We start from the raw sequence: 26,046 nt of genomic DNA on the forward strand, positions 1-26,046 counted from the left end.
CCAAGGGTTAGAGTCCGAAAACCGACGCGGGGGGCGATCCCCGTAGGCGGGCCCACTACCCCCACTCGTCTGCCTCCGGGCACGGGTGGTCCCCCCTGTGCTTCGGGAGTGACCCATGGCCTCGGTTGACGACGCGCCCCCGGACGGAGCGTCCTCCGACACCGCCGACGCGGGCGCGGGCCCCACCCTCATCGGCTCCGTGCAGCGAGCCATGCGTCTGCTGGAGGCGGCCGCCACGCACCCCGGCGGAGCCCCCGCCAAGCAGCTCGCCCGCGAGGCGGGCCTGGCCCTGCCGACCGCGTACCACCTGCTGCGGACCCTGAGCCACGAGGGCTATCTGCGCCGGGAGAAGGGCGTGTTCGTGCTCGGCGACGCGGCGGAGCGGCTGAGCGCGGGAGCGGCGGAGCAGAACCGCCGAGCCATGATCGGCGAAACCCTGGAGCACTGGCGCGACGCCATCGGCGTGCCCGTGTACTTCGCCCTCTACCGCGACGGGGAGATCGAGATCGTGTCCGTCGCAGACACCTCGGGCAATCCGGCCGTCGAGGAGTGGGCCGACTTCCGTGAGACCGGCCACGCCCACGCGATCGGACAGTGCCTCCTCGCCCAACTCGACGACGCGGCACGGCGGGACCACCTCGCCCGTCACCCGGTCCGCTCCCTCACCCCGAACACGGTGCGTGACGACCGGGCGTTTCTGAGGCGGCTGGAAGCGGTGGGGCGGATGACGCCGGTGACGGAGTATCAGGAGTACGCGCTCGGAACGGTCTGCGCCGCGATCCCGGTCACGGTGGGCACCACCGCGGCCACGGTGGCGATCTCCGTGCCGTCGTCGCAGGCGGGCCGTCTGGCGCCGGCGACACGGCTGTTGCAGGAGGAGCTCGGAAAGCTACTACGAACACTCGCCTTCTCTATCAGTATCTGAAAACTCACTCCTTGTGATCTGGTGTGCACGTTAAGCAAGATGCCATGAGTGTCAGGGAGTTGGTTCCTGCCACCACCAGGCTAATGACGGGGTAGGCGGCGATGCGCGAGTCGGTCCAGGCAGAGGTCATGATGAGCTTCCTTGTGTCGGAGGAGCTGTCGTTCCGCATCCCGGTGGAGCTGCGGTACGAGACGCGCGATCCCTATGCCGTGCGGCTGACCTTCCACCTCCCCGGCGATGTCCCGGTGACCTGGGCGTTCGGGCGGGAGCTCCTGGCCGAAGGAGTGGGCAGGGCGTGCGGGGACGGGGACGTGCGGATCGCGCCGTTCGACCCCGAGCACGCGGACGAGGTGTTGATCCGCCTTCAAGTGGGCCAGGACCAGGCGCTGTTCAGGGTGGGCATCCCGCCGCTGCTCGCCTTCCTCGACCGGACGGACAAGCTGGTGCCGTTGGGGCAGGAGCGCACACTCATCGACTTCGAGACGCATCTCGACGAGGCCCTGGACCGGATCCTCGCGGAGGAACAGAGCGCGGGCTGAGGGCCGGTCGGATCCTCAGAGGGCCCTGATGGTTGGCAGATCAGGGCATTTCATGGCATCGCTGAAGCGTGGCGTCACGGATCCCGGTTCAGGCGTCACGGATTCCTGGTTCAGCGGTCGATCGGTGCCCGGATTCCTGGTTCAGCGGTCGATCCGCGCCCGGCGTCACGTCTTGCGGCGGCGGCCCTTTCCGGCGAGGGAGGGGCGGCGGGGCATCGGCCGGGGAGAAGGGGCGGTGGGTGTGCTGGGCGTGGGGCCGGACGGTGGGGCCGTGGGGGCCTCCGCCGGGACGGTGCCGGGGTTCGAGCGGTCGGCGGAGACGACCAGGGCCGCGAGGGCGGTGGTGACGGGGACGGAGGCGACGAGGCCGATGGAGCCGATGAGGGTGCGGACGATCTCCTCGGCGACGAGTTCGCTGTTGGCGACGGTGCCCACGCTGCTCTGGGCGATGGAGAAGAGCAGCAGGAGGGGGAGGGCGGCGCCGGCATAGGCGAGGACGAGGGTATTGACGACCGAGGCGATGTGGTCGCGGCCGATACGGATGCCCGCGCGGTAGAGGCCGCGCCAGCCCATCGACGGGTTGGCCTGGTGCAGCTCCCAGACCGCGGAGGTCTGGGTGACGGTGACGTCGTCGAGGACGCCGAGCGAGCCGATGATGACGCCCGCGAGCAGCAGGCCGCTCATGTCGATGCCGGGATAGAGACCGTGGATCAGACCGGTGTTGTCGTCCGTGTTGCCGGTCAGGGAGGCCCAGCCGATGAACAGCGAGCCGAGGAGCCCGATGAGCAGGAGGGAGATCAGGGTGCCGAGCACGGCGACCGAGGTGCGCGCCGTCAGGCCGTGGCACAGGTAGAGCGCGCACAGCATGATGGCGCTCGCGCCGATCACGGCGACGACCAGGGGGTTCGAGCCCTGCAGGATCGCGGGGAGGATGAAGAAGGTCAGGACCAGGAAGCTCACCGCGAGGGCGACCAGGGCCATGACGCCGCGCAGCCGTCCCACCACGACGACGGCCAGGGCGAAGATGCCGGCGAGCAGGGCCATCGGGAGCTTGCGGTTCACGTCGGTGACCGAGTACTGGAGATCCTTGGGGGCCTTGGGCTCGTAGGCGACCACCACGTCCTGGCCCGCGCGCAGTTGCCGGGGCGAGTCCGGCTGGACGATCTCCGTGAAGGTGCGGCCCTTGTCCGGGCCGCTGGTGACCTTGACCGTGGCGCGGCCGCAGGTGCCCTCCGCGCGGGACTGCGCGGACTGGCCCTCGGCGGTGGAGGTGTCGCCGTTGGGCGGGGTCTGCGAGGCGTTGAGGTCCTTGCAGGGGAGCTTCTCCAGCTTGGTCACGGTGGCCGACTGGGTCTGCCGGTCGAAGCCGACACCGGTGCGTTCGTGGGCCGGGGCCCCGCCGGGCCACAGCACCACGAGGCCGACGAGGACCGCGGTGGCGAAGGGGATCAGGACGGCGGCGATGACCTTGCGCAGGTGCTGGGACACGGGGGCGGCGGGGCCGTGGTTGTGGGAGTGGCCGTGCGGCTCCGGGGCGGGGGGTCGGGTGGGCGGCGGTGTGGTGGTCACGGCCCGATCATCGCAAGAACGGTGGGGGCCCTCTGTTCACCGCGCCCGACAGGACGCTAGCGTGGAGGCACCTTTGCAATCGCGGGAGCTCGGAGCACCGGGCTGAGAGGGCGCTGACCTCCGTACGAACGGCCACGAACCGGTTCGTACCGTACGGAAGCCGCTGCGTCGACCGCCGAACCTGTTACCGGGTAATGCCGGCGTAGGGAGTAGGTCTCATGACCAACAAGGACGCACGCACGCCTGCCTCCAGCACGCCTGAGGGCGCGGAGGCCGGGAAGTCCATCGGCTGGCACAAGGGTTATGTGACGGGCCCGGAGGGCTCGCGCTCCGACCTGCGGGTGCCGGTCCGCCAGGTGCACCTCACCAACGGCAAGTCCGTGACGCTGTACGACACGTCGGGCCCGTACACCGACCCGAACATCGAGACCGACGTCCGCAGGGGCCTCGCGCCGCTCCGGGAGAACTGGATCATCGCCCGCGGCGACACCGAGGAGTACGCGGGCCGCCCGGTCCGCCCCGAGGACGACGGCATCAAGCACACCTCGCCCCGTGGTGGCCTGCGCAACCTCGACGCGGTCTTCCCCGGCCGCCCGCGCCAGCCGCGCCGGGGCCGGGCGGGGCAGGCGGTGACGCAGCTCGCGTACGCGCGGCGCGGGGAGATCACGCCGGAGATGGAGTACGTGGCCATCCGGGAGAGCATGGCGCCCGAGGTCGTACGGGACGAGATCGCCGCGGGCCGGGCGGTGCTGCCCGCGAACGTGAACCACCCGGAGATCGAGCCGATGATCATCGGCAAGAAGTTCCTGGTGAAGGTCAACGCCAACATCGGGAACTCCGCGGTCACGTCCTCCATCGAGGAGGAGGTGGACAAGATGACGTGGGCGACCCAGTGGGGCGCCGACACGGTCATGGACCTGTCCACCGGCCGAAACATCCACACGACCCGCGAGTGGGTCCTGCGCAACTCCCCCGTGCCCATCGGCACCGTGCCGCTCTACCAGGCCCTGGAGAAGGTCGACGGCAAGGCCGAGGAGCTGAGCTGGGAGATCTACAAGGACACGGTCATCGAGCAGGCCGAGCAGGGCGTGGACTACATGACGGTGCACGCGGGCGTGCGCCTTCCGTACGTCCCGCTGACCGCCAACCGCAAGACGGGCATCGTCTCGCGCGGCGGCTCGATCATGGCGGCGTGGTGCCTCGCGCACCACAAGGAGAGCTTCCTGTACGAGCACTTCGAGGAGCTGTGCGAGATCCTCGCGGCGTACGACGTGACGTACTCGCTCGGCGACGGTCTGCGCCCCGGGTCGATCGCGGACGCCAACGACGAGGCGCAGTTCGCGGAGCTCAGGACCCTCGGTGAGCTCAACACCATCGCCAAGCGGAACAACGTACAGACGATGATCGAGGGCCCGGGCCACGTCCCGATGCACAAGATCAAGGAGAACATCGACCTTCAGCAGGAGATCTGCGAGGAGGCGCCGTTCTACACCCTCGGCCCGCTCACCACGGACATCGCGCCCGCCTACGACCACATCACCTCCGGCATCGGCGCCGCGATGATCGGCTGGTGGGGCACGGCGATGCTCTGCTACGTCACGCCCAAGGAGCACCTCGGCCTGCCCAACCGCGACGACGTGAAGACCGGCGTCATCACGTACAAGATCGCGGCCCACGCGGCGGACCTGGCCAAGGGGCACCCGGGCGCCCAGGACTGGGACGACGCCCTGTCCGACGCGCGCTTCGAATTCCGCTGGGAGGACCAGTTCAATCTGGCCCTCGACCCCGTCACGGCACGGGAGTTCCACGACGAGACCCTGCCCGCCGAGCCCGCGAAGACGGCGCACTTCTGCTCGATGTGCGGGCCGAAGTTCTGCTCCATGAAGATCTCGCAGGACATCCGGCGCGAGCACGGCACGACGAAGTCGGAGATCGAGGAGGGCATGGAACAGAAGTCGAAGGAGTTCGCAGCGGCCGGGAACCGGGTGTATCTGCCGCTGGCCGACTGAGTTCGGCGCAAGGCCGTCGGCCGACGGGGGACGGCCGACGGGGGACGGCCGGCAGGAGACGGCCGGCAGGAGACTCCTGGCGGGGGTGACCGGCGGGAGCGACCGGCGGGGGACGGCCAGGGTTTGGTGGAAGGCGGTGTCCCTGGCTCGGGGAGATCGGCAGACTGGGGGCATGACTGTCAGTTCCTTGAGCAAGGGCGCCAATCTTCCCGTCGGGGCGTCGGCGGTGCGTGTGGAGCTTGCCTGGGGGGAGGGGGTGGGCGGGCCCACCGCCGATGCCTCGGCGCTGTTGCTCAGTGCGACCGGGCGCGTGCGGGACGACGCTGACTTCGTCTTCTACAACCAGCCGCGGCACGCCTCCGGCGCCGTGCGGCACCTGGGGAAGCAGAGTGCCGACGGCGTCACCACGGACACGGTCGAGGTGGATCTGCGGTCCCTGGAGCCCGCCGTCGAGCGGGTGTTGCTGTGCGCCTCGGCCGACGGCGGGACGTTCGGGCAGCTCACTGGGCTGGTGTTGCGGTTGCTCGACGCCTCTACAGGGGGTGAGGTGGCCCGGTTCGAGATGACCGCCACGTCGGAGACGGCTTTCATAGGTGGTGAGTTGTATCTGCGGGGCGGGCAGTGGAAGTTCCGCGCGGTGGGGCAGGGGTACGACTCCGGGCTCGCCGGGCTCGCCACGGACTTCGGGATCACGGTGGACGAGGAGGAGCCGGTTGCTCAGGAGGGCCGGCAGCCGCCGTCCTCCGGGGCGTCGGCTCAGCCTGTCGTTCCGGCGCAGTCCGCTGCCCTCGCCCGACCCGTCGCCCCCGCCCCGCCCGTGCCCGTCCCGCCCCCCGCGCCCCCCGCGCCCGCCTCCGCCCCCCGCCTCACCAAGGGCGAGGAGCAGCTCCCCGTCGACATGCGCAAGCGGCTCTCCCTGCGCAAGGAGCAGGTGGCCGTCAGTCTGCGCAAGCACGGGGCGGAAGGGGTCACGGCGCGCGTCATTCTCGTACTCGATGCCTCCGGGTCCATGTCGTTCCTGTACTCCAAGGGCATCGTGGCCGACGTGGTGGAGCGGATGGCCGCCGTGGCCGCGCAGTTGGACGACGACGGGGAGATGCAGGCCTGGACGTTCGCGTCGCATCCCGCGCGGTTGCCGGATCTGCGGCTCGGGGAGCTCCCGGACTGGCTGAAGTTCCACGTCCGCGTCGGTGAGGTGAGCATCTTCCGGCGGGGCAAGCGGAAGAAGGGCCTGCGGGACGATCAGGTCGACATGCGCGACGTGGGCATCCAGAACGAGGAGCAGCGGGTGATCGCCCAAGTCCGGGCGTACGTACGGGAGAACCCGGCCGCCGCGCCCACGCTGGTGCTGTTCTTCTCCGACGGGGGTGTCTACCGCAACAACGAGATCGAGCGTGAGCTCCGGGACGCCGTGGAGGAGCCGATCTTCTGGCAGTTCGTGGGGCTCGGCAAGTCCAACTACGGGGTGCTCGAACGATTCGACACGCTGCCGGGCCGCCGCGTGGACAACGTCGGCTTCTTCGCGGTGGACGACATCAGCACGGTGCCGGATCCGGAGCTGTACGACCGGCTGCTGTCCGAGTTCCCGGACTGGATCAAGGCCGCGAAGCGGGAGGGGATCCTCTGAGTCTCAGCGCGCAGGGCGCACGAGGGCGCGGTGAGGGCAGGCCTTCGCGCCGCCGCCAGGAGGCAGGCCTTCGCGCCGCCGTCCGCCGACAGCGGCGCACCGAAGCCCCACCACGGGGGCTTCCGGCCCGTGTGCGACCGGCCGACCGCCGTCGCCGGCCGTCCTCTCCGGTGCCGGTCCCTGACTGACCGGCGTCCGGTTCATGTCCCCCGGCGACCGGCCTGATCCAGTCGCCGGGCGGCCTCGCGGAGGGTCCGCGGGGGCCGGGCTACTCCGGTGGATGCTCCGGGCCGCCGTAGTCCGGACTTGAGAAGTCCGGGCTGCTGTAGCTCGGGCGGGTCCCGGTTGTCGAGCCGCCGTCCGGGCTGCTGAATCCCGGCCTGTGATAGCCGAGTTGGGGCATGCGCCCGGCCGGTCCCGCCGAGGACGCGCGGGCCGCGGACGCCGTCTTGGTGTCCGGGGCCGTGAGCGCCTCGCGCAGGAAGGGCAGGATGCCACGCTCCAGGAGCGCCTGGCACCAGGCTTCCCTGGCCCGGTCCACTTCCTCGTTCCGCTCAAGGTGCGAGCCTGCCTGGAGGGAGGTGGAGCCGTTGCGCAGGGCGGTGAGCAGCAAGCCCACCGCGGCGACCAGGATGGCGCCCGCCGTGAGCGCGCCGAACACCCACCCTGCGGTGAGCAGGGTGTCAGCGAAGGCGGGCTCGGGGTCGAGCATCTTCAGGATGTAGCCGACGAGCAGGAAGATCGCGGCGGCCGTCCCGGCGAGGACGGGCGCGAGCACCGCGATCACGGCGACCAGTCCGGCACCCGCGGTCTCGGTGACCTCGCCCATGGTGGTGGCGAGGCTGACGCCGCCGGAGCCCGACTCGGTCGAGCTGGAATTGGATCCGTTCCCTTCACGGACCGACGTGGAGGATGAGGGTCCGGGGTCGCGCAGTTCCTCACGGACCTTCACGTAGTGGTGATACTCGGCCGCGGCGGCGGCCGTGATCAGTGCGGTGGCGTTGAGAGCCATCGTGCGCAGCTGCTCGGGGTTGAGTCGCTGGCCCACCGCGGCCAGCTCCGGGCGGTTCGGTGCGGTGCGCAGCGCCTCATCGAGGACCCGCTCGTACTGGGGGCGGTCCTCATTGAGCAGGTGTGGAGCGCTGTTCATGTGCATCCCCCGATGCTCCGTAGGGCTTGGGGCTCGCATGGCTACGAGCCGTCGGGCAGAAACGGAGGGGAGCCTGCTACGGATAAGGCGATGGTAGAGCGGTGACGGCACGCGGTGACAGGGGTTATCCAGAATTGGCCCGCTGGCCAGCGAAATCCTGCTAACGCGGCACGTGCCGGGTGAACGTTCAGGCGCCCGGGACCGGACGGAAGCGTTCAGGCGTGAACGCTCAGCTCTCCAGCGGGAGTCGGCAGACCAGCAGCTTTCCGGCCATGGTCACGCCACCGTCCATGGCGATGGCCAGGCCGTCGGCGTACACGTGCGGGCCCTCGATGACCGGGCGGCCGTCGTCGTCGCCGTCGTACTCGGAGCCGACCTCGCCGAGAAGGTACGGGATGGGGCTGTGGCCGTGGACGATGCGGGCGCCGCCGTACATGTCGAGGAGTTCGCGCACGGCCGCGGGGCCGGAGTCGTCGCGGAAGGCGAAGCGTTTGGTGAACTTGCGGAACAGGTCCCAGTATTCGTCCGCGTCGTTGCGCGTGAGCGCCTCGTGGATGGTGTCGTTGACCTCTTCGATGGAGTCGCCGTAGTCGAGGTAGGCGGTGGTGTCGGAGTGCACGAGCAGATGCCCGTCCTCCTCCTCGATGGCGTCGAGGCGTGCCATCCACTGCAGGTGGTGGTCCTCCAGGCGCTCCATGTCGGTCTTCTGGCCGCCGTTGAGGAGCCAGGCGGCCTGGAACGTGGCGGTGCCCGCGCCGGAGTTGACGGGGGTGTCGCCGAACTTCTTGGCGCCGATGAGCAGCAGTTCGTGGTTGCCCATGAGGGCCTTGCAGTAGCCGCCGGCGGCGGCGGCCTCGGCGGACAGGCGCATCACGAGGTCGATGACGCCGATGCCGTCGGGCCCGCGGTCGGTGAAGTCACCGAGGAACCAGAGCCGGGTGTTGCCCGCGGACCAGCGTCCGTCCGCGTCGATGATGCCTTCGTCGGCGAGGGCGGCGACCAGCTCGTCCAGATAGCCGTGCACGTCGCCGACGACGTACAGCGGGCCCATGCCCTCCGCGTCGGGCGCGGGCGGCGGCTCGGGCATCTCGCGCACCTCGACCTGCACGGTGTCGCCGCGGTTGATGATCGGCAGATCGCGTTCGGTGGGCGTGTAGCCCTCGGGGGTCTCACCGGCGGAGCCGGGGTGCGCGGGCGCGTTCTGCGCCGTGGGGCGCGTGGGGGCGGCGTGCGCCACGGTGTGCGCCGGGTCCCGGTGTGCCACGGGACGGGGGGCCGAAGACTGCGTCTGTACGGGGGCGGGGGCGGCGGCGCCGAGCCGCTCCACCGGACCGGCCTGTGCGGGTACGTGAGCGGAGAGGCGGGCGGGCGCCTGGGGGGCGGTGTGCCCGGGGGCGGGGGGCTGGCCTGCGGCGGCGGGGGCCAGCCCGGCGTGGGGCGCGGCGGGCGGGGCCTGCCCGGCGTGGGGCGCCTGCCCCTGCCCGGCGGCCGGAAGCGGAGCCTGCCCGCCCACGGCACCCTGCCCCTGCTCAGCCACCTGCTCGGCCACGGGCTCCTGGGCCTCGACGCCCTCCGCGGCATCCCGGCCGGTCTCACGGACGCCTTCATAGACGTACGCGGGCACGCGGAAGTCGCGCAGCGTCGCCGTCCGCACCTCGGGTCCCTGACCGGCCCCCTGAGTCATCGACCCCTCCACCACCATCGCGCCGCATCTGCACCGGGATCGGACTGCCTGGTCGCAGTGGCCCGCGGTGTCGTCCGCCCATCATAGGAATGCGGCTGTCCTTGTGTGGTGCACCAGGGGTGGTGAATCGGTGCCGAGCCCCAGTTCACCGTGGTTTTCTCCCGAATTGGCCCGAGGTTTCCCCCACTTTTCCCGCAGGTCGCGGGCCTCGGGCCGGTCGTCGGGGAGGTCAGCCCTGGCCGGGCGAACGCGGCGGGCTGACCGTCGTACGTGGCGGACGTCGCTCGGACGAGGTGCGCACGATCAGTTCGGTCGGTATCACCTGCTCGATGGGCCGGCCCGCGTCGAGGCCCTCGATGGCGTCGATGAGGAGCTGGACGACGGCGGTGCCGATCCGTCGGGGCTTCAGGGAGAGCGTGGTGATGGGCGGCTCGGTGGTGGCGTACACGGTCGACTCGCTGCAGCACACCAGCAGCAGGTCGTCCGGTACGCGCAGGCCGTAGCGGCGGGCCGCGGCGAGCAGGTCGGTGCCGTTGGGGTCGAACAGGCCGTACACGGCGTCGGGCCGGTCGGGCCTGGCGAGCAGTCGGTCGGCGGCGACGGCGCCCGCGCACGGGTCGTGCGCCGGGTAGGACTCGTACACCGGATCCTGACCCACGCGCTCGCACCAGCGCAGATAGGCGGTGGTGGAGAGGTGGGTGTAGGTGTCCGTGGTGGTGCCGGTGAGGAGGCCGATGCGGCGTGCCCCGGCGGCCGCGAGGTGTTCGAGGATCTCCAGGACCGCGGCCTCGTGGTCGTTGTCGACCCAGGCCGTGACCGGCAGCGACCCGGCGGGCCGCCCGTCGGAGACCACCGGGAGCCCCTGTCGCACCAGCTCGCTGACCACCGGGTCGTGGTCGGAGGGGTCGACGACGACGGTGCCGTCGAGGGCGACGTTCGACCACACGTCGACCGGGCTGCGGCGCGAGGTGGCGGGGAGGATGACCAGGGCGTAGCCCCGGGCGAGCGCGGCCGAGGTCGCGGCTCTCGCCATCTCCGCGAAGTACGCGAATTCCGTGAAGGTGAAAGGTTCATCCCCGTACGTCGTCACGGTGAGGCCGATGAGGCCCGACTTCCCGGTACGGAGTGTTCGGGCCGCGGCCGACGGGCGGTAGCCCAGGCGGTCGGCGACCTCGCGGACATGGCGTCGCGTGGCGTCGGGCAGCCGCCCCTTGCCGTTGAGCGCGTCGGAGACAGTCGTGATCGAGACACCGGCTGCGGCGGCGACGTCTCTGATGCCTGCTCGGCTCTGCCGGTTGCCCCGGCGGGCGGTCTCCGCTCGGCTCACCTGGTGCTTCCCTGCTGCTGTCATGGCGAGCCGATAGTAGGGCTCATGAGGGTGGGTAGTGCGGACGCATATGCACCCGTTGACAGGCACGTTTCTGCATGGCGGAAAACGCTCAATGACCTTCGAAACAAAGGGAGTTGGGCGTTGAGGGAGGTATCGCTCCCTTGTCGTCGCGCGGGGGCCTGCCAAATGGCCGAGGTCTCGAAGAGGTCTCAACTCACCTTCACGGGTGATGCGCGCCACGGAGTGAGCCACCGGCGCGCGCCGCCGTGGGCAGCGCTCCCCCTGTTTCAGGCGCTGGCGCCCCCGGAGGGACGGCTTGCGGTGTACGTCCCCGGCGGCCGATGCGTACGGTGGCAGTGGGCCCCGCGCTGCCGCGGCTCAAACCTGTCGCCGCCCGGCCCGGAGGCGTCCTGCCCAGCCGGGAGCCGTCACCCCATTCGCAGGGGCGCCGAATCCTCATAGGGTGAGAATCATTGAAGACCGGATGATCATGAGGAGGACAGCGGTGAGCGAGACGAGCCCCAGGCTGCGCGCCGAGCTGGAGGGTATCCCCGCCTACAAGCCGGGCAGGAACGCCGAGACCGGCGAGGGCGGCGGCCCCGTCGTGTACAAGCTGTCCTCCAACGAGAACCCCTATCCGCCGCTTCCCGGCGTCATGGAGCGCGCGATCGCCGCGGCCGGCTCCTTCAACCGTTACCCGGACTACGGCTGCGACCGCCTCCTGAACGAGATCGCCGACCGCTTCGGGGTGCCCGTCTCGCACGTCGCCACCGGCGTCGGCTCGGTCGGCCTCTCGCAGCAGCTGGTCACGGCGACGGTCACGCCGGGCGACGAAGTGGTGTACGCCTGGCGGTCCTTCGAGGGGTACCCGGTCGTCACCACGGTCGGCGGCGGCAAGTCCGTGATGGTGCCGCTGGCGCCGGGGGAGGTCCACGACCTCGACGCGATGGCCGACGCGATCACCGACCGCACCCGCCTGATCTTCGTCTGCAACCCGAACAACCCCACCGGCACGGTCGTGAAGAAGGCCGACCTGGTGCGGTTCCTGGACCGGGTGCCGAAGAACATCCTGGTCGTGATCGACGAGGCGTACGTGGAGTTCGTCCGCGACCCCGAGACGCCCAACGGCCTCGATCTGTACCGGGACCGGCCGAACGTCTGCGTCCTGCGCACCTTCTCCAAGGCGTACGGCCTCGCCGGTCTGCGGGTCGGCTTCGCGATCGCCCACGAGCCGGTGGCCGCGGCGCTGCGCAAGACCGCGGTGCCGTTCGGTGTGAACCAGCTCGCGCAGGACGCGGCCGTGGAGTCGCTGCGCTCCGAGGACGAGCTGCTCGGCCGCGTGGGCGCGCTGCTCGGGGAGCGGACGCGGGTGCAGGACGCGCTGCGGGGGCAGGGCTGGACGGTGCCCGAGACCCAGGCGAACTTCGTCTGGCTGCGTCTTGGCGACCGGACGATGGATTTCGCGGCCAGCTGTGAGACGGCCGGCGTGATCGTGCGGCCGTACCCGGGCGAGGGGGTCCGGGTCACGATCGGCGAGACCGAGGGCAACGACATCTTCCTGAAGACGGCGGAGGCGTTCCGCAAGGAGCTGTAGCCCTCCCGGTCGGGAGAGGGAGCTGTAGCCCTCCCGGCCAGGGAGAGGACGAGTGAACGCGCGAGGTGGCCGACCGCCACCTCGCGCGTTCTGTCGTGCGGGCCCTCGCGGCCGCGCGGTGGCCGGTCCCGCCCCTCCTGGCCTGTTCCCGCCAGTAAGGGGGACCCCCCTGACTGGCGTCGACCGTACGTGCGACATAATGCTTGTGAATGTGAACGCGTTCACAAGCGTGTCCCAGTTGCTCCAGGGATGTCTATGACATAAGGGGCACACTGCCGCGTAGACCACGGCACGTAAGGAGAAGTCGACGTGGACCTGGCTCTGGCGCCGGAAACACTGGCGCGATGGCAGTTCGGCATCACCACCGTCTACCACTTCCTCTTCGTCCCCCTGACGATCTCCCTGGCCGCCCTCACGGCGATCCTTGAGACGGCGTGGGTGCGGACGGGCAAGGAGCACTACCTCAGAGCGACCAAGTTCTGGGGCAAGCTGTTCCTGATCAACATCGCGATGGGCGTCGTCACCGGCATCGTGCAGGAGTTCCAGTTCGGCATGAACTGGTCCGACTACTCCCGCTTCGTCGGCGACGTCTTCGGCGCCCCGCTGGCCTTCGAGGCCCTGATCGCCTTCTTCTTCGAGTCGACCTTCATCGGGCTGTGGATCTTCGGCTGGGACAAGCTGCCGAAGAAGCTGCACTGCGCCACGATCTGGATGGTGTCGATCGGCACGATCCTGTCGGCGTACTTCATCATCGCGGCGAACGCCTTCATGCAGCACCCGGTCGGCTACAGGATCACCGAGCGGGACGGCACGAAGCGCGCCGAGCTGACCGACTTCGCGCAGGTGCTCTTCCAGGAGACGACGCTCGTCAACTTCTTCCACGTGATCGCGGCGACCATCCTGGTCGGCGGCGCCTTCGTGACCGGCATCGCGATCTTCCACCTGCGCAAGAAGCAGCACATCCGCACCATGCGGATGTCGCTGCGGCTCGGCCTGGTCACCGCGTTCGTCGGCACCCTGCTCACCGTGATCAGCGCGGACACGCTCGGCAAGGTCATGTACGAGCAGCAGCCGATGAAGATGTCGGCCGCCGAGGCCCTGTGGGAGTCCGAGAAGCCGGCACCGTTCTCGCTCTTCGCGTACGGCGATGTCGCCAAGGGCCACAACGAGGTCGCCATAGAGATCCCCGGGGTCCTCTCCTTCCTCGCCAAGAACAACTTCAGCGCGGAGATCCCCGGCATCAACGACCTCAACAAGGAAGCCCAGGAGAAGTTCGGCCCCGGCGACTACCGGCCCAACATCCCCACCGCGTACTGGTCCTACCGCTGGATGATCGGCTTCGGCGGCGTCTCGATGGCCCTGTGCACCGCCGGACTCTGGCTCACCAGGCGGAAGTTCTGGCTCGCCCCGGAGCACCACACCGACGCGGACGACGTGCCGAAGCTGATGCTCACCAAGAACAAGGAGCTGGCGCCGAAGCTCGGGATCTGGTGGTGGCGGCTCTCGCAGTGGACGCTGATCTTCCCCCTCATCGGCACCGCCTGGGGCTGGATCTTCACCGAGACGGGCCGTCAGCCCTGGGTCGTCTACGGCGTCCTGAAGACCGAGGACGCGGTCTCCCCCGGTGTCTCGCAGGGTGAGGTCCTCACCTCGCTGATCGTCTTCACGCTGATCTACGCGATCCTCGCCGTCATCGAGGTCAGGCTGCTGCTCAAGTACGTCAGGAAGGGCCCGCCCGAGCTGACCGAGGCCGACCTCAACCCGCCCACCAAGATCGGCGGCCCGCCCGGCGGGGCGAGCGCGGACAGCGACTCCGACGCCGATGCCGACCGGCCCATGGCCTTCTCGTACTAAGGAGCTGGGCGCACATGGAACTGCACGACGTCTGGTTCGTCCTGATCGCCGTCCTGTGGATCGGCTACTTCTTCCTCGAAGGCTTCGACTTCGGGGTGGGCGTCCTCACCAAGCTGCTCGCCAGGAACCGGACCGAGAAGCGTGTCCTGATCAACACCATCGGCCCGGTCTGGGACGGCAACGAGGTGTGGCTGCTCTCGGCGGGCGGCGCGACCTTCGCTGCCTTCCCCGAGTGGTACGCGACGCTGTTCTCCGGCTTCTATCTGCCGCTGCTGCTCATCCTGATCTGCCTGATCGTGCGCGGAGTCGCCTTCGAGTACCGGGCGAAGCGGCCCGAGGAGCGCTGGCAGACCAACTGGGAACACGCGATCTTCTGGACCTCGCTGCTCCCGGCCCTGCTGTGGGGCGTGGCCTTCGGCAACATCGTGCGCGGCGTGAAGATCGACGCGCAGAAGGAGTACGTGGGCGACTTCTGGGACCTGCTCAACCCGTACTCGATCCTGGGCGGCCTGGTCACCCTCGCCCTGTTCACCTTCCACGGCGCGGTGTTCACGGCGCTGAAGACGGTGGGCGACATCCGGATGCGGGCCCGGAAGCTGGCGCTCGCCCTGGGACTGATCACGGCGGTGCTCGCGCTCGGCTTCCTCGGCTGGACCCAGGTCGACAACGGTGACGGCAAGAGCCTGGCCGCGATGATCGTGGCGGTGGTGGCCCTGGTGGCGGCCGTCGTCGCGATCCAACTCGGGCGTGAGGGCTGGTCATTCGCCTTCTCGGGGCTGACGGTCGTCGCCGCCGTGGCGATGCTCTTCCTGACGCTCTTCCCGAACGTCATGCCGTCGTCGCTGAACGAGGACTGGAGCCTCACGGTCACCAACGCCTCGTCGACGCCCTACACCTTGAAGATCATGACGTGGTGCGCGGGCATCGCGACTCCGGTCGTGCTGCTCTACCAGTCGTGGACCTACTGGGTGTTCCGCAAGCGGATCGGTACGCAGCACATCGCGCCGGACGTTCCGGTCGACGCCGCGCACTGAGCCAACTCTCCGTACGCCCACGCTCCTTGGGAGGGTGTGTTTCACGTGAAACCGATCGACCCGCGTCTGCTCCGGTACGCCCGCTCCAGCCGTGGCTTCCTGGCCGCGGTGGTGGTCCTCGGTCTGGCCGGGGCGGGGCTCGTCGTCGCCCAGGCCATGCTGATCGCCGAGATCGTGGTGGGCGGCTTCCAGCACGGGTACGGCGTCGGTGACGTGGGGACACCGCTGGCCCTGCTCGTGGCCGTGGCCGTGGGCCGGGCGGCGGTGTCGTGGCTGACCGAACTCGCCGCGCACCGGGCGAGCGCGGCGGTCAAGTCGGAGCTGCGCGGGCGGCTCCTGGAACGGGCGGGGGAGCTGGGGCCGGGGTGGCTGACCGGTCAGCGCACGGGGTCCCTGATCACCCTGGCCACGCGCGGCGTGGACGCGCTCGACGACTACTTCTCGCGCTATCTGCCGCAGTTGGGGCTCGCGGTGGTGGTCCCGGCGGCCGTGCTGCTCCGAGTGGTCACCGAAGACTGGGTCTCGGCGGCGATCATCGTGGGCACGCTGCCGCTCATCCCGGTGTTCATGATGCTCATCGGCTGGGCGACGCAGGCCCGGATGGACCGGCAGTGGCAGCTGCTCTCCCGGCTGTCCGGGCACTTCCTGGACGTGGTCGCGGGGCTGCCCACGCTGAAGGTGTTCGGCCGGGCCAAGGCACAGGCCGAGTCCATCCGGAAGATCACCGGGGAGTACCGGCGGGCGACGATGCGGACGCTGCGCATCGCGTTCCTGTCGTCGTTCGCCCTCGAACTGCTCGCCACGATCTCCGTGGCGCTGGTCGCCGTCACCATCGGCATGCGGCTCGTCCACGGGGACATGGAGCTGTACGACGGCCTGGTGATCCTGATTCTCGCGCCCGAGGCGTATCTGCCGCTGCGACAGGTGGGGGCGCGGTATCACGCGGCGGTCGAGGGCGTGGCCGCGGCGGAGGAGATCTTCGCGGTGCTCGAGACGCCGGTTCCGGCCGGGGGCACGGGAGTTGTGCCCTCAGGTGGTGCGGCGGGTGCGGTCGGCGTGGCTGTGGACGGGGTGACGGTCCGGTACCCGGGCCGGGATGCCGACGCAGTCCACGGGGTGTCGTTCGCGGTGGCGCCCGGGGAGACGGTGGCCCTGGTGGGGCCCAGCGGGTCGGGCAAGTCGACTCTTCTGAACGTGCTGTTGGGCTTTGTGCCGCCCACCGAGGGGCGCGTCCTCGTCGGGGGCGCGGACCTGGCCGATGTGTCCCTCGAAGGCTGGCGGGAGCGGATCGCCTGGGTGCCGCAGCGGCCGCACCTGTTCGCCGGGACCATCGCCGAGAACGTGCGCCTTGCCCGCCCCGGGGCGGCGGACGCGGAGGTCGTGGAGGCGCTGCGGGCCGCGGGCGCCTGGGAGTTCGTGGCCGGGCTTCCCGGGGGGACCGAGACCGCCCTGGGGGAGGACGGGGCCGGGCTCTCCGCCGGGCAGCGGCAGCGGGTCGCGCTGGCCCGGGCGTTCCTGGCCGACCGGCCCGTGGTGCTCCTGGACGAGCCGACCGCCGCGCTGGACGGGGAGACCGAGGCGGGCATCGTCGAGGCGGTGCGGAGGCTGGCCGTGGGCCGGACCGTGGTGATGGTGGTCCACCGGCCCGCGCTGCTGGGGGTCGCGGACCGGGTGGTCCGGGTGGACGGCGGGGCCCGCGGTGCCGCGGTGGGCGGTGTGGACGTGAGCGGTGCCGCGGTGAGCGGTGGGGACATGAGCGGTGCGTCGGTGAGTGGCACCGCGGGTCGGGGGCCGTACCCGCCCCTGCCCGGGTCCTCGGCCGACCGTGGCGGGGTGGAACCCGCCGCCGTGGGGAGCGACTCGCACGGTGAGCCCGCTTCTCCCGGTGAACGGGCGGGCGCCGAGGAGGGTTCCCGTGGGCAGGGCGGGGATCTGGCCCGGGTGCGGGCGGCGGCGCGGCAGCGCAAGGGGAGGCTGGCGCTGGCCCTGCTGCTCGGGAGCCTCGCGGTCGGGAGTGCCGTCGGGCTCATGGCCACGTCCGGGTGGCTGATCTCGCGGGCCTCCGAACAGCCCCCGGTGATGTACCTGATGATCGCCGTCACGGCGACCCGCGCCTTCGGCATCGGACGAGCCTGCTTCCGGTACGCCGAGCGCCTGGTGTCGCACGACGCGGTGCTGCGGATGCTGGCCGACACCAGGGTCGCGGTGTTCCGGCGCCTGGAACGCCTCGCCCCCGCGGGCCTGCGGACGACCCGGCGCGGCGACCTGCTGTCCCGCCTCGTCGCTGACGTGGACGCCCTCCAGGACTACTGGCTGCGCTGGCTGCTGCCCGTGGGCGCAGCGACCGCCGTCGGCCTGGGATCCGTCGGCTTCACCGCGTGGCTGCTCCCGGAGGCCGGCGCCGTCCTCGCCGTCGGCCTGCTGGCCGCAGGCGTCGGCGTGCCCCTGGTGAGCGGTGCCGTCGCCCGCCGCGCGGAGCGGAAGCTGGCCCCCGCGCGCGGGGTGCTCGCCACGAGGGTCGCCGACCTGCTCACGGGGACGGCTGAGCTGACGGTCGCGGGCGCCCTGCGCCGCCGTACCGACCGGGCGAAGGAGGCCGACGCCGAGCTGACCCGGATCGCCTCCCGGACGGCGGCCGCCACCGCGCTCGGCGACGGGCTCACCGCGCTGGCCACCGGCCTCACCGTGGCCGCGGCGGCCCTCGTCGGCGTCCAGGGCCTGCACGACGGACGGCTCAGCGGCGTCGCGCTCGCCGTGGTCGTCCTCACCCCGCTCGCCGCGTTCGAGGCCGTCCTCGGGCTGCCGCTCGCCGCGCAGTACCGCCAGCGCGTCCGCAAGAGCGCCGAGCGGGTCCACGAGGTCCTCGACGCCCCCGAACCCGTCGAGGACCCCGCCGAGCCCGCACAGGCCCCGCAGACGCCCTTCCCGCTGCGCCTCGACGCGCTGCGGGCCCGCCACGACGGGCAGGAGCGGGACGCGCTCGCGGACGTCTCCCTGACCCTGGAGCGCGGCCGCCGCGTCGCCGTCGTCGGCCCGTCCGGATCGGGCAAGACCACGCTCGCCCAGGTCCTGCTGCGCTTCCTGGACACCGCGGAGGGGACGTACACGCTGGGCGGCACGGACGCGGCGGCGCTCGACGGCGACACCGTGCGCCGCTTCGTCGGCCTGTGTGCCCAGGACGCCCACGTCTTCGACAGCTCCGTGCGCGAGAACCTCCTGCTCGCCCGCAGGGACGCGAGCGACGGCGAACTGTACGGGGCGCTCGGGCGGGCCCGGCTCGACGGCTGGGTGGCCTCCCTGCCCGACGGGCTCGACACGCTCGTGGGGGAACACGGGGCACGCCTCTCCGGAGGCCAGCGGCAGCGCCTCGCGCTGGCCCGCGCCCTGCTCGCCGACTTCCCCGTCCTCGTACTCGACGAGCCCGCCGAACACCTCGACCTGCCGACCGCCGACGCCCTCACCGCCGACCTGCTCGCGGCCACGGAGGGCCGGACGACGCTGCTCATCACGCACCGGCTCGCCGGGCTCGACGCGGTGGACGAGGTGCTCGTCCTGGACGAAGGGCGGATCGCGCAGCGCGGGGCGTACGCGGAGCTCGTGGCCGTGGACGGGCCGCTGCGGCGGATGCGGGAGCGGGAGTCGGCGGGGGACGCCCTGGCCGGAGCCGGAGCCGGAGCCGGAGCCGGAGCCGGAGCCGGAGTCGGCGTCGGCGTCGAGGTCGTGGTCGGGGGCTGACGGTGAGTGTGACGGCCTCGGTGGGCGGGTGACGCCGATGGCCGCCGTCCGCCGGGGCCAGGGGCCGGTGAAGGTTCGACTTTCCACGGCAAATCGGACTAACTACGCTCAAGGCATGTCCGTCCCCCCGGCCCCCGCCCCCACCCCGCCTCCCGGAGGCAGCCCGGACCCGGCGGAGGTCGCGGCCCAGGCGACCCGCAGCCTCCAGGGGCTGTCCACCGAGCTGACCGCGCGCGTACCGCAGCTCCTGGAGGCGATGCGTTCCGTCGGCACCGGCCTGGAGCTGCACACCACCCTGGACCGCATCTGCGAGACCGCGGCCGAGCTCACGGACGCGCGCTACGCGGCGATCGGCGTCGTCTCCGAAGACGGCGACGGGCTCGCCGACTTCGTCTACCACGGCATCGACGAGGAGGCCGCCGCCCGCATCGGCCGCCTCCCCGACGGACACCGCGGGCTCCTCGGCGCGCTCATCCACCAGCCGGAGACGCTGCGCCTCGCCGACCTGGCCGCCGACCCGCGCTCCTGCGGCTTCCCCGCCCACCACCCGCCGATGCGCGGCTTCTTGGGGGTGCCGATCCGCGTCCAGGGCGAGATCTTCGGCAACCTCTACCTCACGGAGAAGCGCGACGGCGGCGAGTTCAACGACTACGACGTGCACATGGTGCGGGTCCTCGCCACGGAGGCGGGCATCGCGATCGGCAACGCGCGCCTGTACGAGGCCGCCAAGCAGCGCGAGCGGTGGATCGACGGCTCCGTGGCGGTCACCACGGCGCTGTTGTCCGGCTCCGACGCGGAGGACGCCCTCGCGGTGGTCGCGGAGCAGGCGCGCCATCTGGCCGACTCGGCCGCCGGCATCGTGCTGCTGCCCGACGAGGAGGGCGGCATGGAGATCGTCGCCGTGTCCTCGGACCGGCCCAGCGGGGCGCTCGGCGTGGTGGTGCCTCCGGAGAGCCGCATCATCGCCGATCTGCTCGACGGCCGGCCCGTGTTCATCGACGACGCGGCCACCGACCCGCGCATCATGACCGACCTCGCGCGCGCCTACGGGCCCGCCATGCTGCTGCCCCTGCAGAGCGACGGCCGGGTCCTGGGAACGCTCGTCACGCCCCGCGAGCGCGGGGCGCGGCCCTTCACCGAGGCCGAGCGGACCCTCGCCACCCAGTTCGCCTCGCAGGCCGCGCTCGCCCTGATGATGGCCGAGGCGCAGCGCGACCGGGAGCGCCTCGCCGTCTACGAGGACCGCGACCGCATCGCCCGCGATCTGCACGACCTCGTCATCCAGCGACTCTTCGCCACCGGGATGATGCTGGAGAGCGCCCAGCGGCGGTCCGTCGTGCCGGAGGTGCGGCAGGGCGTCGGCAAGGCCGTCGACGAGCTGGACGTGACGATCCAGGAGATCCGCACGGCCATCTTCGCGCTCCAGCAGGGGCCCGCGGAGGCGCCCGCGGGGCTGCGCACCCGCGTCCTGCGCGAGATCAACATGGCGGCCGTGCCGCTCGGCTTCAAGCCGTCCCACCACTTCGTGGGCCCCGTCGACACGGTCGTCGGGGAACTCACCGGCAAGAACCTCATCGCGGCGCTCCGCGAGGCCCTGTCGAACGCCTTCCGGCACGCGGGGGCCACCCGCATCGACGTCGTCGTCGACGCCACCGTCGTCCTGCCGGAGGGGGAGCGGGGCGTACGCCTGACCGTCGCGGACGACGGCGTCGGCATCACGGAGGGCGGCCGCCGCAGCGGTCTGAAGAACCTCAAGCGGCGCGCGGAGTCCCTGGGGGGCGCCAGTTGGTACGGGCCGGGCATCGGGGAGGACGAGGGCGGGACGACGGTGGTGTGGCAGGCACCGTACTGACATGCGGTGGCGGGGGCCTCGGGGCCCGCGCGGAGGGCTTTGAGCCGCCCGTCGGCGGGCCCGGCGCGCACCGGCGCCGTGCGCCCCTGTTCGGCGGAACCGTGTGCCCCGTACGGGTCACCGGGTCCCCCGCGCGTACGCACTCCGCAGGCGTTGCCCGCTCGTGCGGGCAACGATCCGGGACATGCGTTCCCTGTCCTGCCGCCCGCTCCTCGCACCGCTCCTGCCGGTCCTGTTGTGCGCGCTCGTGGCGCTCGGCGTGCCCGGGACGGCGATCGCGGACGGCCGTGACGGAAGCGACGGGCACGGCGGGCCGAGCACCAGTGCGGAGGTGGCACGCCTCTACGTAGAGGCCCAGTCGGCCACCTCGCGCTACGAGGAGGGGCGCCGGGCGGCCGGGGTGCAGCGGGCCCGCGTCAAGCACCTGGAGCGGCTGCTCGCCAAGGAGCGGTACGACGTCGCCGTGCTGCGCGAGGACCTGGGCCGGATGGCCACCGCGCAGTACCGCACCGGGGGCGGCCTGCCGCTCACCGCGCGGCTGCTGCTCGCGGACGACCCCGACGAACTGCTGCGCGGCAGGCGCGTCGTGGGGCAGGCGGACCTCGCCGTCACCAACACCGTCGCCCGGACCCAGCGGGCCGCGGCAAGGCTCGCCACGGCCCAGCGCTCCGCCACCCGCGCCCGCGAGGTGCTCGACCGGCGGGAGGCGCGCCTGGCCCGCCTGAAGCGGGGCATCGAGGCGAAGCTGGAGACGGCGCGGTGGACGCTGCAGCAGCAGGCCGACGCGTCGGCGGCCGCGGGCCGGTGCCGGGGCGCCGTCCGGCTCGCGCAGCCGCAATCGTCACCTACGCGCGCGTGGGTGACGCCCGTGGAGACGTACGAGCTGTCCGCGGGCTTCGACAGCGCGGGCGCGCGCTGGGCGGCCCGGCACACCGGGCAGGACTTCGCCGTCGGCATCGGCGCTCCGGTGCGCTCGGTGGGCGCCGGGCGGGTGGTGCGGGTGGCCTGCGGCGGCGGCTTCGGCATGGAGGTCGTGGTGCGGCACGAGGACGGTTCGTACACGCAGTACGCGCACTTGGCGTCCGTCGCCGTCGACCAGGGGGAGCGGGTGGGCACCGGCCAGTGGGTCGGCCAGGCGGGCACCACCGGCAACTCGACCGGCCCGCACCTGCACTTCGAGGCACGGCTGACGCCGGACCTCGGTTCGGGGGTGGACCCCGTGGGGTGGCTCGCGGAGCGCGGGGTGGGGCTCTGAGGCCCGTCGGCCCCGGGGCGTGCGCGCCAGGTCTACCGCTCGGCCAGTATTCGTTCGATGACCACGGCCACGCCGTCCTCGTTGTTGGCGACCGTGCGGGCGGACGCCGCCGCGATCACGTCCGCGTGGGCGTTGCCCATGGCGTACGAGACACCGGCCCAGGTGAGCATCTCGATGTCGTTCGGCATGTCTCCGAAGGCGACGACTTCCTCATGGCTGATGCCGCGCTCGGCGCAGCACAGCGCGAGGGTGCTGGCCTTGGAGACGCCGGGGCCGCTGATCTCCAGGAGCGCGGTCGGGCTGGAGCGGGTGATCTCCACGCGGTCGCCCGCGGCCACCCGGGCCAGCCTCAGGAACGCGTCCGGGGACAGCTCGGGATGGTGGGCGAGGACCTTGAGGACGGGCTGGTCGGCGCTGCCGGACTCGGCCCTGAGGAGCTTCTCGGCGGGCGCGACGCTGACGGCGGGGTCCAGGTGCAGCGGCGGGTAGGCCGGTTCGTGGTGCACCCCGCCGGTGCGCTCGATCGCGAAGGACGTGCCGGGCGCCGCCGCCCGCAGGATGCCGACCACCTCCAGGGCGACGGAGGGCTCCAGCTCCCGCACCATCACGAAGCGGTGGCTGCCCGGGCCGCCGTGCAGGTCGACCACCGCGGCGCCGTTCCCGCAGATGGCCAGGCCGTGGCCGTGCACATGGTCGCTGACGACGTCCATCCAGCGGGCCGGGCGCCCGGTCACGAAGAAGACCTCGATGCCGGCGGCCTCGGCGGCCGCGAGCGCGGCGACGGTGCGCTGCGAGACGGACTTGTCGTCGCGCAGCAGCGTGCCGTCCAGGTCCGTGGCGATCAGCCGGGGCGGAACGGTGGGGGCCGGGACGTGGGGCCGTGGGGTGGTTGAGGTCACGTACGCGATTGTCCCGCATATGCGCGCACGGCTGTGTGGCGGGGCGCACATCTGAGTACGTCTCACCCCCGTGCGCCCCTGCCGCACCTCCGGTCCGCCGGGCGGTCGGGCGGTCGGGCGGTCGGAGCGAGCCGCGTGCTCGCGTCAGAGCTGGGCGAGCGCCTCCGTCGCGATGCGCTCGAAGACCTTCTCGTCCGCGCCGAAGTCCGTGCCGGGCAGCGGCCAGTGCAGGACGATCTCGTCGATGCCGAGCGCCGCGTGCTTCCCCGCGAAGTCGACGAAGGCGTCGAAGGAGTCCAGCGGCCGGTCCGGCGTGAAGCCGCTGAGCAGCACCTTGTCCAGCTCCTCGGCGTCCCGGCCGACGTCCGCGCAGGCCTTGCCGAGCTTGTCGAGCTGGCCGCGGACGGCCTCCAGGGACTGCTCCGGGGTGCCCGTCGCGGAGATCTTCGGGTCGCCCGTCGTCACCCACGCCTGCCCGTGCCGCGCGGCGAGCCGCAGGCCGCGGGGACCGGTGGCGGCCACGGCGAACGGCAGCCGGGGGCGCTGTACACAGCCGGGGATGTTCCGCGCCTCGTGGGCCGCGTACCGCTCGCCCTCGTACGTCACCGAGTCCTCGGTGAGCAGCCGGTCGAGCAGCGGCAGGAACTCCCCGAAGTGGTCCGCGCGCTCCCGGGGCGTCCAGGGCTCCTCGTCGGCGCGGCGGAGCGTGGTGGCGTCGAAGCCGTTGCCGCCCGCGCCGATGCCGAGCGTGATCCGGCCGTTCGACACGTCGTCGAGGGTGATCAGCTCCTTGGCGAGCGTCACCGGGTGCCGGAAGTTCGGCGAGGTCACGAGCGTGCCCAGGCGGATCCGCTCGGTCACGGCCGCGGCGGCCGTCAGCGTCGGCAGCGCGCCGAACCAGGGCCCGTCACGGAAGGTCCGCCAGGAGAGGTGGTCATAGGTGTACGCGGTGTGGAAACCGAGGTCCTCCGCGCGCTGCCAGCGCTCCCTGCCCCCCTCGTGCCAGCGGCGGACGGGCAGGATGACGGTGCTCAGACGCAGACTCATGCCCTTGAGCGTACGACTGTCCGGAGCCTCGCCTTCCCTTTGTGGCCGGGTGCCCGCAGGTTGTGGCCGGGTGCCCGCACGGTCCCGGCGGGCCCGGCGGTGGCCGCGCCCTCGCTCCTGCCGGGTCTTTCGCCCGGCGGTCGGGTGCCCGGCGGCGTGCTCAGCGGACCCGGGCGTTCAGCCACGGCGTGAGCGAGATCATGGGGATCAGTTCTTTGTACGTCTCGTCGCCGGGCAGCGGTACGACCAGCCAGTAGCCGGGCGGGAAGCGGCGCCCCTTGACGTACGCGAGGCCGCCGAGGACCGACCGCACGAACGCGGGCACCGAGTCGCGCGGGATGTCGGGGCACTCGACTCCCTCGACCTCGATCAGCGCGTCGTCGTCGGGGTAGAGGCGTACGGAGAGCCGCGGGGAGCCGCCGAACTCCACGAACGCCTCGTGCGGCAGCGAGCCGTCCGGGTCCGTCGTCACCCCGAAGCCCGCGGCGGTGCGGCGGGAGGTCCGGTCGGCTCCGATCTCGTGTGTGACCTCGATCTCCCGCTCGTGCTCACGCGCGGTCGCGCGCAGCGCGCGGACGGCGGCCTCGGTGCTGTGCAGGTGTTCCATGTCTCCCGATCATGCCTGGTCGACGGCGCGGTCGCGTTTGCTCGTCCTCCGCGCTCGGGCGTCCTCCGCGCTCGCTCGTTCTCTGCGCTCGGGCGTTCTCCCCGCTTGCTCGTTCTCCCCGCTTGCTCGTCCTCCGCGCGTCGGTGCGTTTTCCGCCGGCTCGATTTCTCGCCACCGACTTTTCATCGATGAATTCCGACCCACAGGTTTGATCCACAACCAAGTCCGGTTATCCACAGGCTCGTTGACGATTCTGTGGACAACTCTCAGGCCCGTGGCGGCTTTTGGGTAACTGATGCCTCTTTGGGGTCAATTGGGGCAAGTCTGTCCAATGTCCGGCTGTGGACTTCCCGTTCGGCCGCCGCCGCGATGAACGCCGCGGCGTTCTCCCGCCCAACAAGGTCCTGAACGGCGCGCATTGTGTCGGCGGGCAGGCCCACGTACTCGGGCTCGTCGCCCCTGCGGAGCGGTTCCTCGGCGACGAGGTGGCGGCGCAGGTTCCGGGTGGCCAACAAGCGCATCGCGCGCGCCAGTTCGGCGTCGACCGACTTCTGCGCGAGCGGGCGGAGGCGGCGGATGAGCGAGGCGGCCTCGGCCGCGTCGGCCTCCGTGGGCTGGTGATCGCCGAGATAGCGCGCGAAGACGTACTCGTTGGTGAACTCAAGGAAACGGGCCGCGATGTGCTCGACCTGCCCCCTCAACTCCCGCAGATGGCTGGAGATCGCCGACAGCGGCACGCCAGCCGCGTGCAACTCCGCGGCCACCGCGAGCTCTTGGGGACTCGGCACCAGGAACTCGTCGTCGTTCCCCGGCAGCGGCTCAAGGACCCCGAGCGCGACCGCGTCCGCCACCGCCGCCGGGTCGGGGACACCGCCGAACGCCTCGATCAGCTCCGCCCGCGTGATCCGGTCGGCCTTCTCGTCCGTCCACGGCCCGTCGACCTCGGCGACCAGGCCGAGCACGCCGCCGAGGCCCCGGCCCGCGTCCCAGGCCTCCAGGAGCTCCTTGATGGAGGCGAGGGTGTACCCCCGGTCGAGCAGGTCGGCGATCTGGCGAAGGCGGGCCAGGTGCGCGTCCCCGTACACGTTGGACCGGCCGCGCCGCTCGGGCCGGGGCAGCAGGCCGCGGTCCTGATAGGCGCGGATCGTGCGCACCGTGGCCCCGCTGTGGTGGGCGAGGTCCTCTATGCGGTACTCCACGCGAGGCTCACCCGGGACAGGCGCCGAGACCTGGTGCGCGCCCGGGTCGGACACCGACGCCCGGGGCGCGCCCGCCGCGTCCGCGGTGCCTTCCTCGGACCACTCCTCCGCACGCGGCCCCGTGGCCGACTCCGTAC

At 71.7% G+C, this 26,046-nt stretch carries 18 protein-coding genes; 10 read left to right on the forward strand and 8 right to left on the reverse strand.

The features are described from left to right. Nucleotides 1–115: 115 nt before the first annotated feature. Complete coding sequence (locus QUY26_RS19850) at nucleotides 116–925, forward strand: IclR family transcriptional regulator (RefSeq protein ID WP_289948545.1); 810 nt, start codon at nucleotides 116–118, stop codon at nucleotides 923–925. Between the two features lie 101 nt (nucleotides 926–1,026). Then, nucleotides 1,027–1,464 carry an SsgA family sporulation/cell division regulator gene (locus tag QUY26_RS19855; RefSeq protein WP_289948548.1) on the forward strand — a complete coding sequence of 146 codons (438 nt, stop codon included), beginning with the start codon at nucleotides 1,027–1,029 and terminating at the stop codon, nucleotides 1,462–1,464. A gap of 165 nt (nucleotides 1,465–1,629) precedes the next feature. On the opposite strand, the gene QUY26_RS19860 is transcribed toward QUY26_RS19855, so the two are convergent. Continuing rightward, the gene (locus QUY26_RS19860) at nucleotides 1,630–3,033 is read right to left on the reverse strand and encodes a YibE/F family protein (RefSeq protein WP_289948549.1); all 1,404 of its coding nucleotides are present in this window, start codon (nucleotides 3,031–3,033) and stop codon (nucleotides 1,630–1,632) included. A 218-nt stretch (nucleotides 3,034–3,251) separates the two neighbouring features. On the opposite strand from QUY26_RS19860, the gene thiC reads away from it, so the two are divergent. Next, a complete protein-coding gene (gene thiC, locus QUY26_RS19865; protein WP_289948550.1) occupies nucleotides 3,252–5,042 on the forward strand; it encodes a phosphomethylpyrimidine synthase ThiC in 1,791 nt (596 codons plus the stop codon). A 172-nt stretch (nucleotides 5,043–5,214) separates the two neighbouring features. Continuing rightward, entirely contained in the window at nucleotides 5,215–6,669 is a 1,455-nt protein-coding gene (locus tag QUY26_RS19870) for a VWA domain-containing protein (RefSeq protein ID WP_289948552.1), read from the forward strand. A gap of 268 nt (nucleotides 6,670–6,937) precedes the next feature. On the opposite strand, the gene QUY26_RS19875 is transcribed toward QUY26_RS19870, so the two are convergent. The 3 genes from QUY26_RS19875 to QUY26_RS19885 form a co-directional block, all read right to left on the reverse strand. After that, on the reverse strand, nucleotides 6,938–7,825 hold the full coding sequence (locus QUY26_RS19875; protein ID WP_289948555.1) for a hypothetical protein: 888 nt from the start codon (nucleotides 7,823–7,825) through the stop codon (nucleotides 6,938–6,940). Nucleotides 7,826–8,048: 223 nt separating this feature from the next. Next, nucleotides 8,049–9,503 carry a metallophosphoesterase gene (locus tag QUY26_RS19880; RefSeq protein ID WP_436840367.1) on the reverse strand — a complete coding sequence of 485 codons (1,455 nt, stop codon included), beginning with the start codon at nucleotides 9,501–9,503 and terminating at the stop codon, nucleotides 8,049–8,051. A 229-nt stretch (nucleotides 9,504–9,732) separates the two neighbouring features. Continuing rightward, nucleotides 9,733–10,854, reverse strand: coding sequence for a LacI family DNA-binding transcriptional regulator (locus tag QUY26_RS19885; protein WP_030357814.1), 1,122 nt, complete (start codon nucleotides 10,852–10,854; stop codon nucleotides 9,733–9,735). A 484-nt stretch (nucleotides 10,855–11,338) separates the two neighbouring features. Between QUY26_RS19885 and hisC the strand changes: the two genes are divergently transcribed. The 6 genes from hisC (at nucleotide 11,339) to QUY26_RS19915 (ending at nucleotide 22,157) form a co-directional block, all read left to right on the forward strand. Further along, nucleotides 11,339–12,427 (forward strand): histidinol-phosphate transaminase, encoded by a 1,089-nt coding sequence (gene hisC, locus QUY26_RS19890; RefSeq protein WP_289948562.1) that lies wholly within the window; start codon nucleotides 11,339–11,341, stop codon nucleotides 12,425–12,427. 309 nt (nucleotides 12,428–12,736) lie between these two features. Then, nucleotides 12,737–14,281, forward strand: coding sequence for a cytochrome ubiquinol oxidase subunit I (locus QUY26_RS19895; protein ID WP_289948565.1), 1,545 nt, complete (start codon nucleotides 12,737–12,739; stop codon nucleotides 14,279–14,281). 14 nt (nucleotides 14,282–14,295) lie between these two features. After that, complete coding sequence (gene cydB, locus QUY26_RS19900) at nucleotides 14,296–15,315, forward strand: cytochrome d ubiquinol oxidase subunit II (RefSeq protein WP_289948567.1); 1,020 nt, start codon at nucleotides 14,296–14,298, stop codon at nucleotides 15,313–15,315. A 45-nt stretch (nucleotides 15,316–15,360) separates the two neighbouring features. Further along, a complete protein-coding gene (gene cydD / locus QUY26_RS19905) occupies nucleotides 15,361–19,050 on the forward strand; it encodes a thiol reductant ABC exporter subunit CydD (protein ID WP_289948569.1) in 3,690 nt (1,229 codons plus the stop codon). 115 nt (nucleotides 19,051–19,165) lie between these two features. Beyond that, a complete protein-coding gene (locus QUY26_RS19910; protein WP_289948571.1) occupies nucleotides 19,166–20,902 on the forward strand; it encodes a GAF domain-containing sensor histidine kinase in 1,737 nt (578 codons plus the stop codon). Nucleotides 20,903–21,086: 184 nt separating this feature from the next. Then, nucleotides 21,087–22,157, forward strand: a complete 1,071-nt coding sequence (locus QUY26_RS19915; protein WP_289948572.1) for a M23 family metallopeptidase — start codon at nucleotides 21,087–21,089, stop codon at nucleotides 22,155–22,157. Between the two features lie 32 nt (nucleotides 22,158–22,189). Here the strand turns inward: QUY26_RS19915 and QUY26_RS19920 are convergent, their stop codons facing one another. From QUY26_RS19920 to QUY26_RS19935, 4 genes are all read right to left on the reverse strand, one after another. After that, the gene (locus QUY26_RS19920) at nucleotides 22,190–23,056 is read right to left on the reverse strand and encodes a Cof-type HAD-IIB family hydrolase (protein WP_289948575.1); all 867 of its coding nucleotides are present in this window, start codon (nucleotides 23,054–23,056) and stop codon (nucleotides 22,190–22,192) included. Between the two features lie 144 nt (nucleotides 23,057–23,200). After that, nucleotides 23,201–24,103, reverse strand: a complete 903-nt coding sequence (locus QUY26_RS19925; protein WP_289948576.1) for an LLM class flavin-dependent oxidoreductase — start codon at nucleotides 24,101–24,103, stop codon at nucleotides 23,201–23,203. A 160-nt stretch (nucleotides 24,104–24,263) separates the two neighbouring features. Next, nucleotides 24,264–24,710 (reverse strand): hypothetical protein, encoded by a 447-nt coding sequence (locus QUY26_RS19930; RefSeq protein WP_289948580.1) that lies wholly within the window; start codon nucleotides 24,708–24,710, stop codon nucleotides 24,264–24,266. Between the two features lie 266 nt (nucleotides 24,711–24,976). Further along, the gene (locus QUY26_RS19935; RefSeq protein WP_289955846.1) at nucleotides 24,977–25,909 is read right to left on the reverse strand and encodes a MerR family transcriptional regulator; all 933 of its coding nucleotides are present in this window, start codon (nucleotides 25,907–25,909) and stop codon (nucleotides 24,977–24,979) included. Between the last annotated feature and the right edge of the window lie 137 nt (nucleotides 25,910–26,046).

The sequence above is a fragment of the Streptomyces flavofungini genome (assembly GCF_030388665.1).
Lineage (GTDB): Bacteria > Actinomycetota > Actinomycetes > Streptomycetales > Streptomycetaceae > Streptomyces > Streptomyces flavofungini_A.

Coding starts and splice junctions, on each gene's coding strand:
- QUY26_RS19855 (WP_289948548.1), top strand. CDS start 1,027: ATGCGCGAGTCGGTCCAGGCAGAGGTCATGATGAGCTTCCTTGTGTCG.
- QUY26_RS19870 (WP_289948552.1), top strand. CDS start 5,215: ATGACTGTCAGTTCCTTGAGCAAGGGCGCCAATCTTCCCGTCGGGGCG.
- QUY26_RS19930 (WP_289948580.1), bottom strand. CDS start 24,710: ATGGAACACCTGCACAGCACCGAGGCCGCCGTCCGCGCGCTGCGCGCG.
- QUY26_RS19925 (WP_289948576.1), bottom strand. CDS start 24,103: ATGAGTCTGCGTCTGAGCACCGTCATCCTGCCCGTCCGCCGCTGGCAC.
- QUY26_RS19910 (WP_289948571.1), top strand. CDS start 19,166: ATGTCCGTCCCCCCGGCCCCCGCCCCCACCCCGCCTCCCGGAGGCAGC.
- QUY26_RS19875 (WP_289948555.1), bottom strand. CDS start 7,825: ATGCACATGAACAGCGCTCCACACCTGCTCAATGAGGACCGCCCCCAG.
- cydB (WP_289948567.1), top strand. CDS start 14,296: ATGGAACTGCACGACGTCTGGTTCGTCCTGATCGCCGTCCTGTGGATC.
- QUY26_RS19915 (WP_289948572.1), top strand. CDS start 21,087: ATGCGTTCCCTGTCCTGCCGCCCGCTCCTCGCACCGCTCCTGCCGGTC.
- QUY26_RS19885 (WP_030357814.1), bottom strand. CDS start 10,854: ATGACAGCAGCAGGGAAGCACCAGGTGAGCCGAGCGGAGACCGCCCGC.
- QUY26_RS19880 (WP_436840367.1), bottom strand. CDS start 9,503: ATGACTCAGGGGGCCGGTCAGGGACCCGAGGTGCGGACGGCGACGCTG.
- thiC (WP_289948550.1), top strand. CDS start 3,252: ATGACCAACAAGGACGCACGCACGCCTGCCTCCAGCACGCCTGAGGGC.
- QUY26_RS19850 (WP_289948545.1), top strand. CDS start 116: ATGGCCTCGGTTGACGACGCGCCCCCGGACGGAGCGTCCTCCGACACC.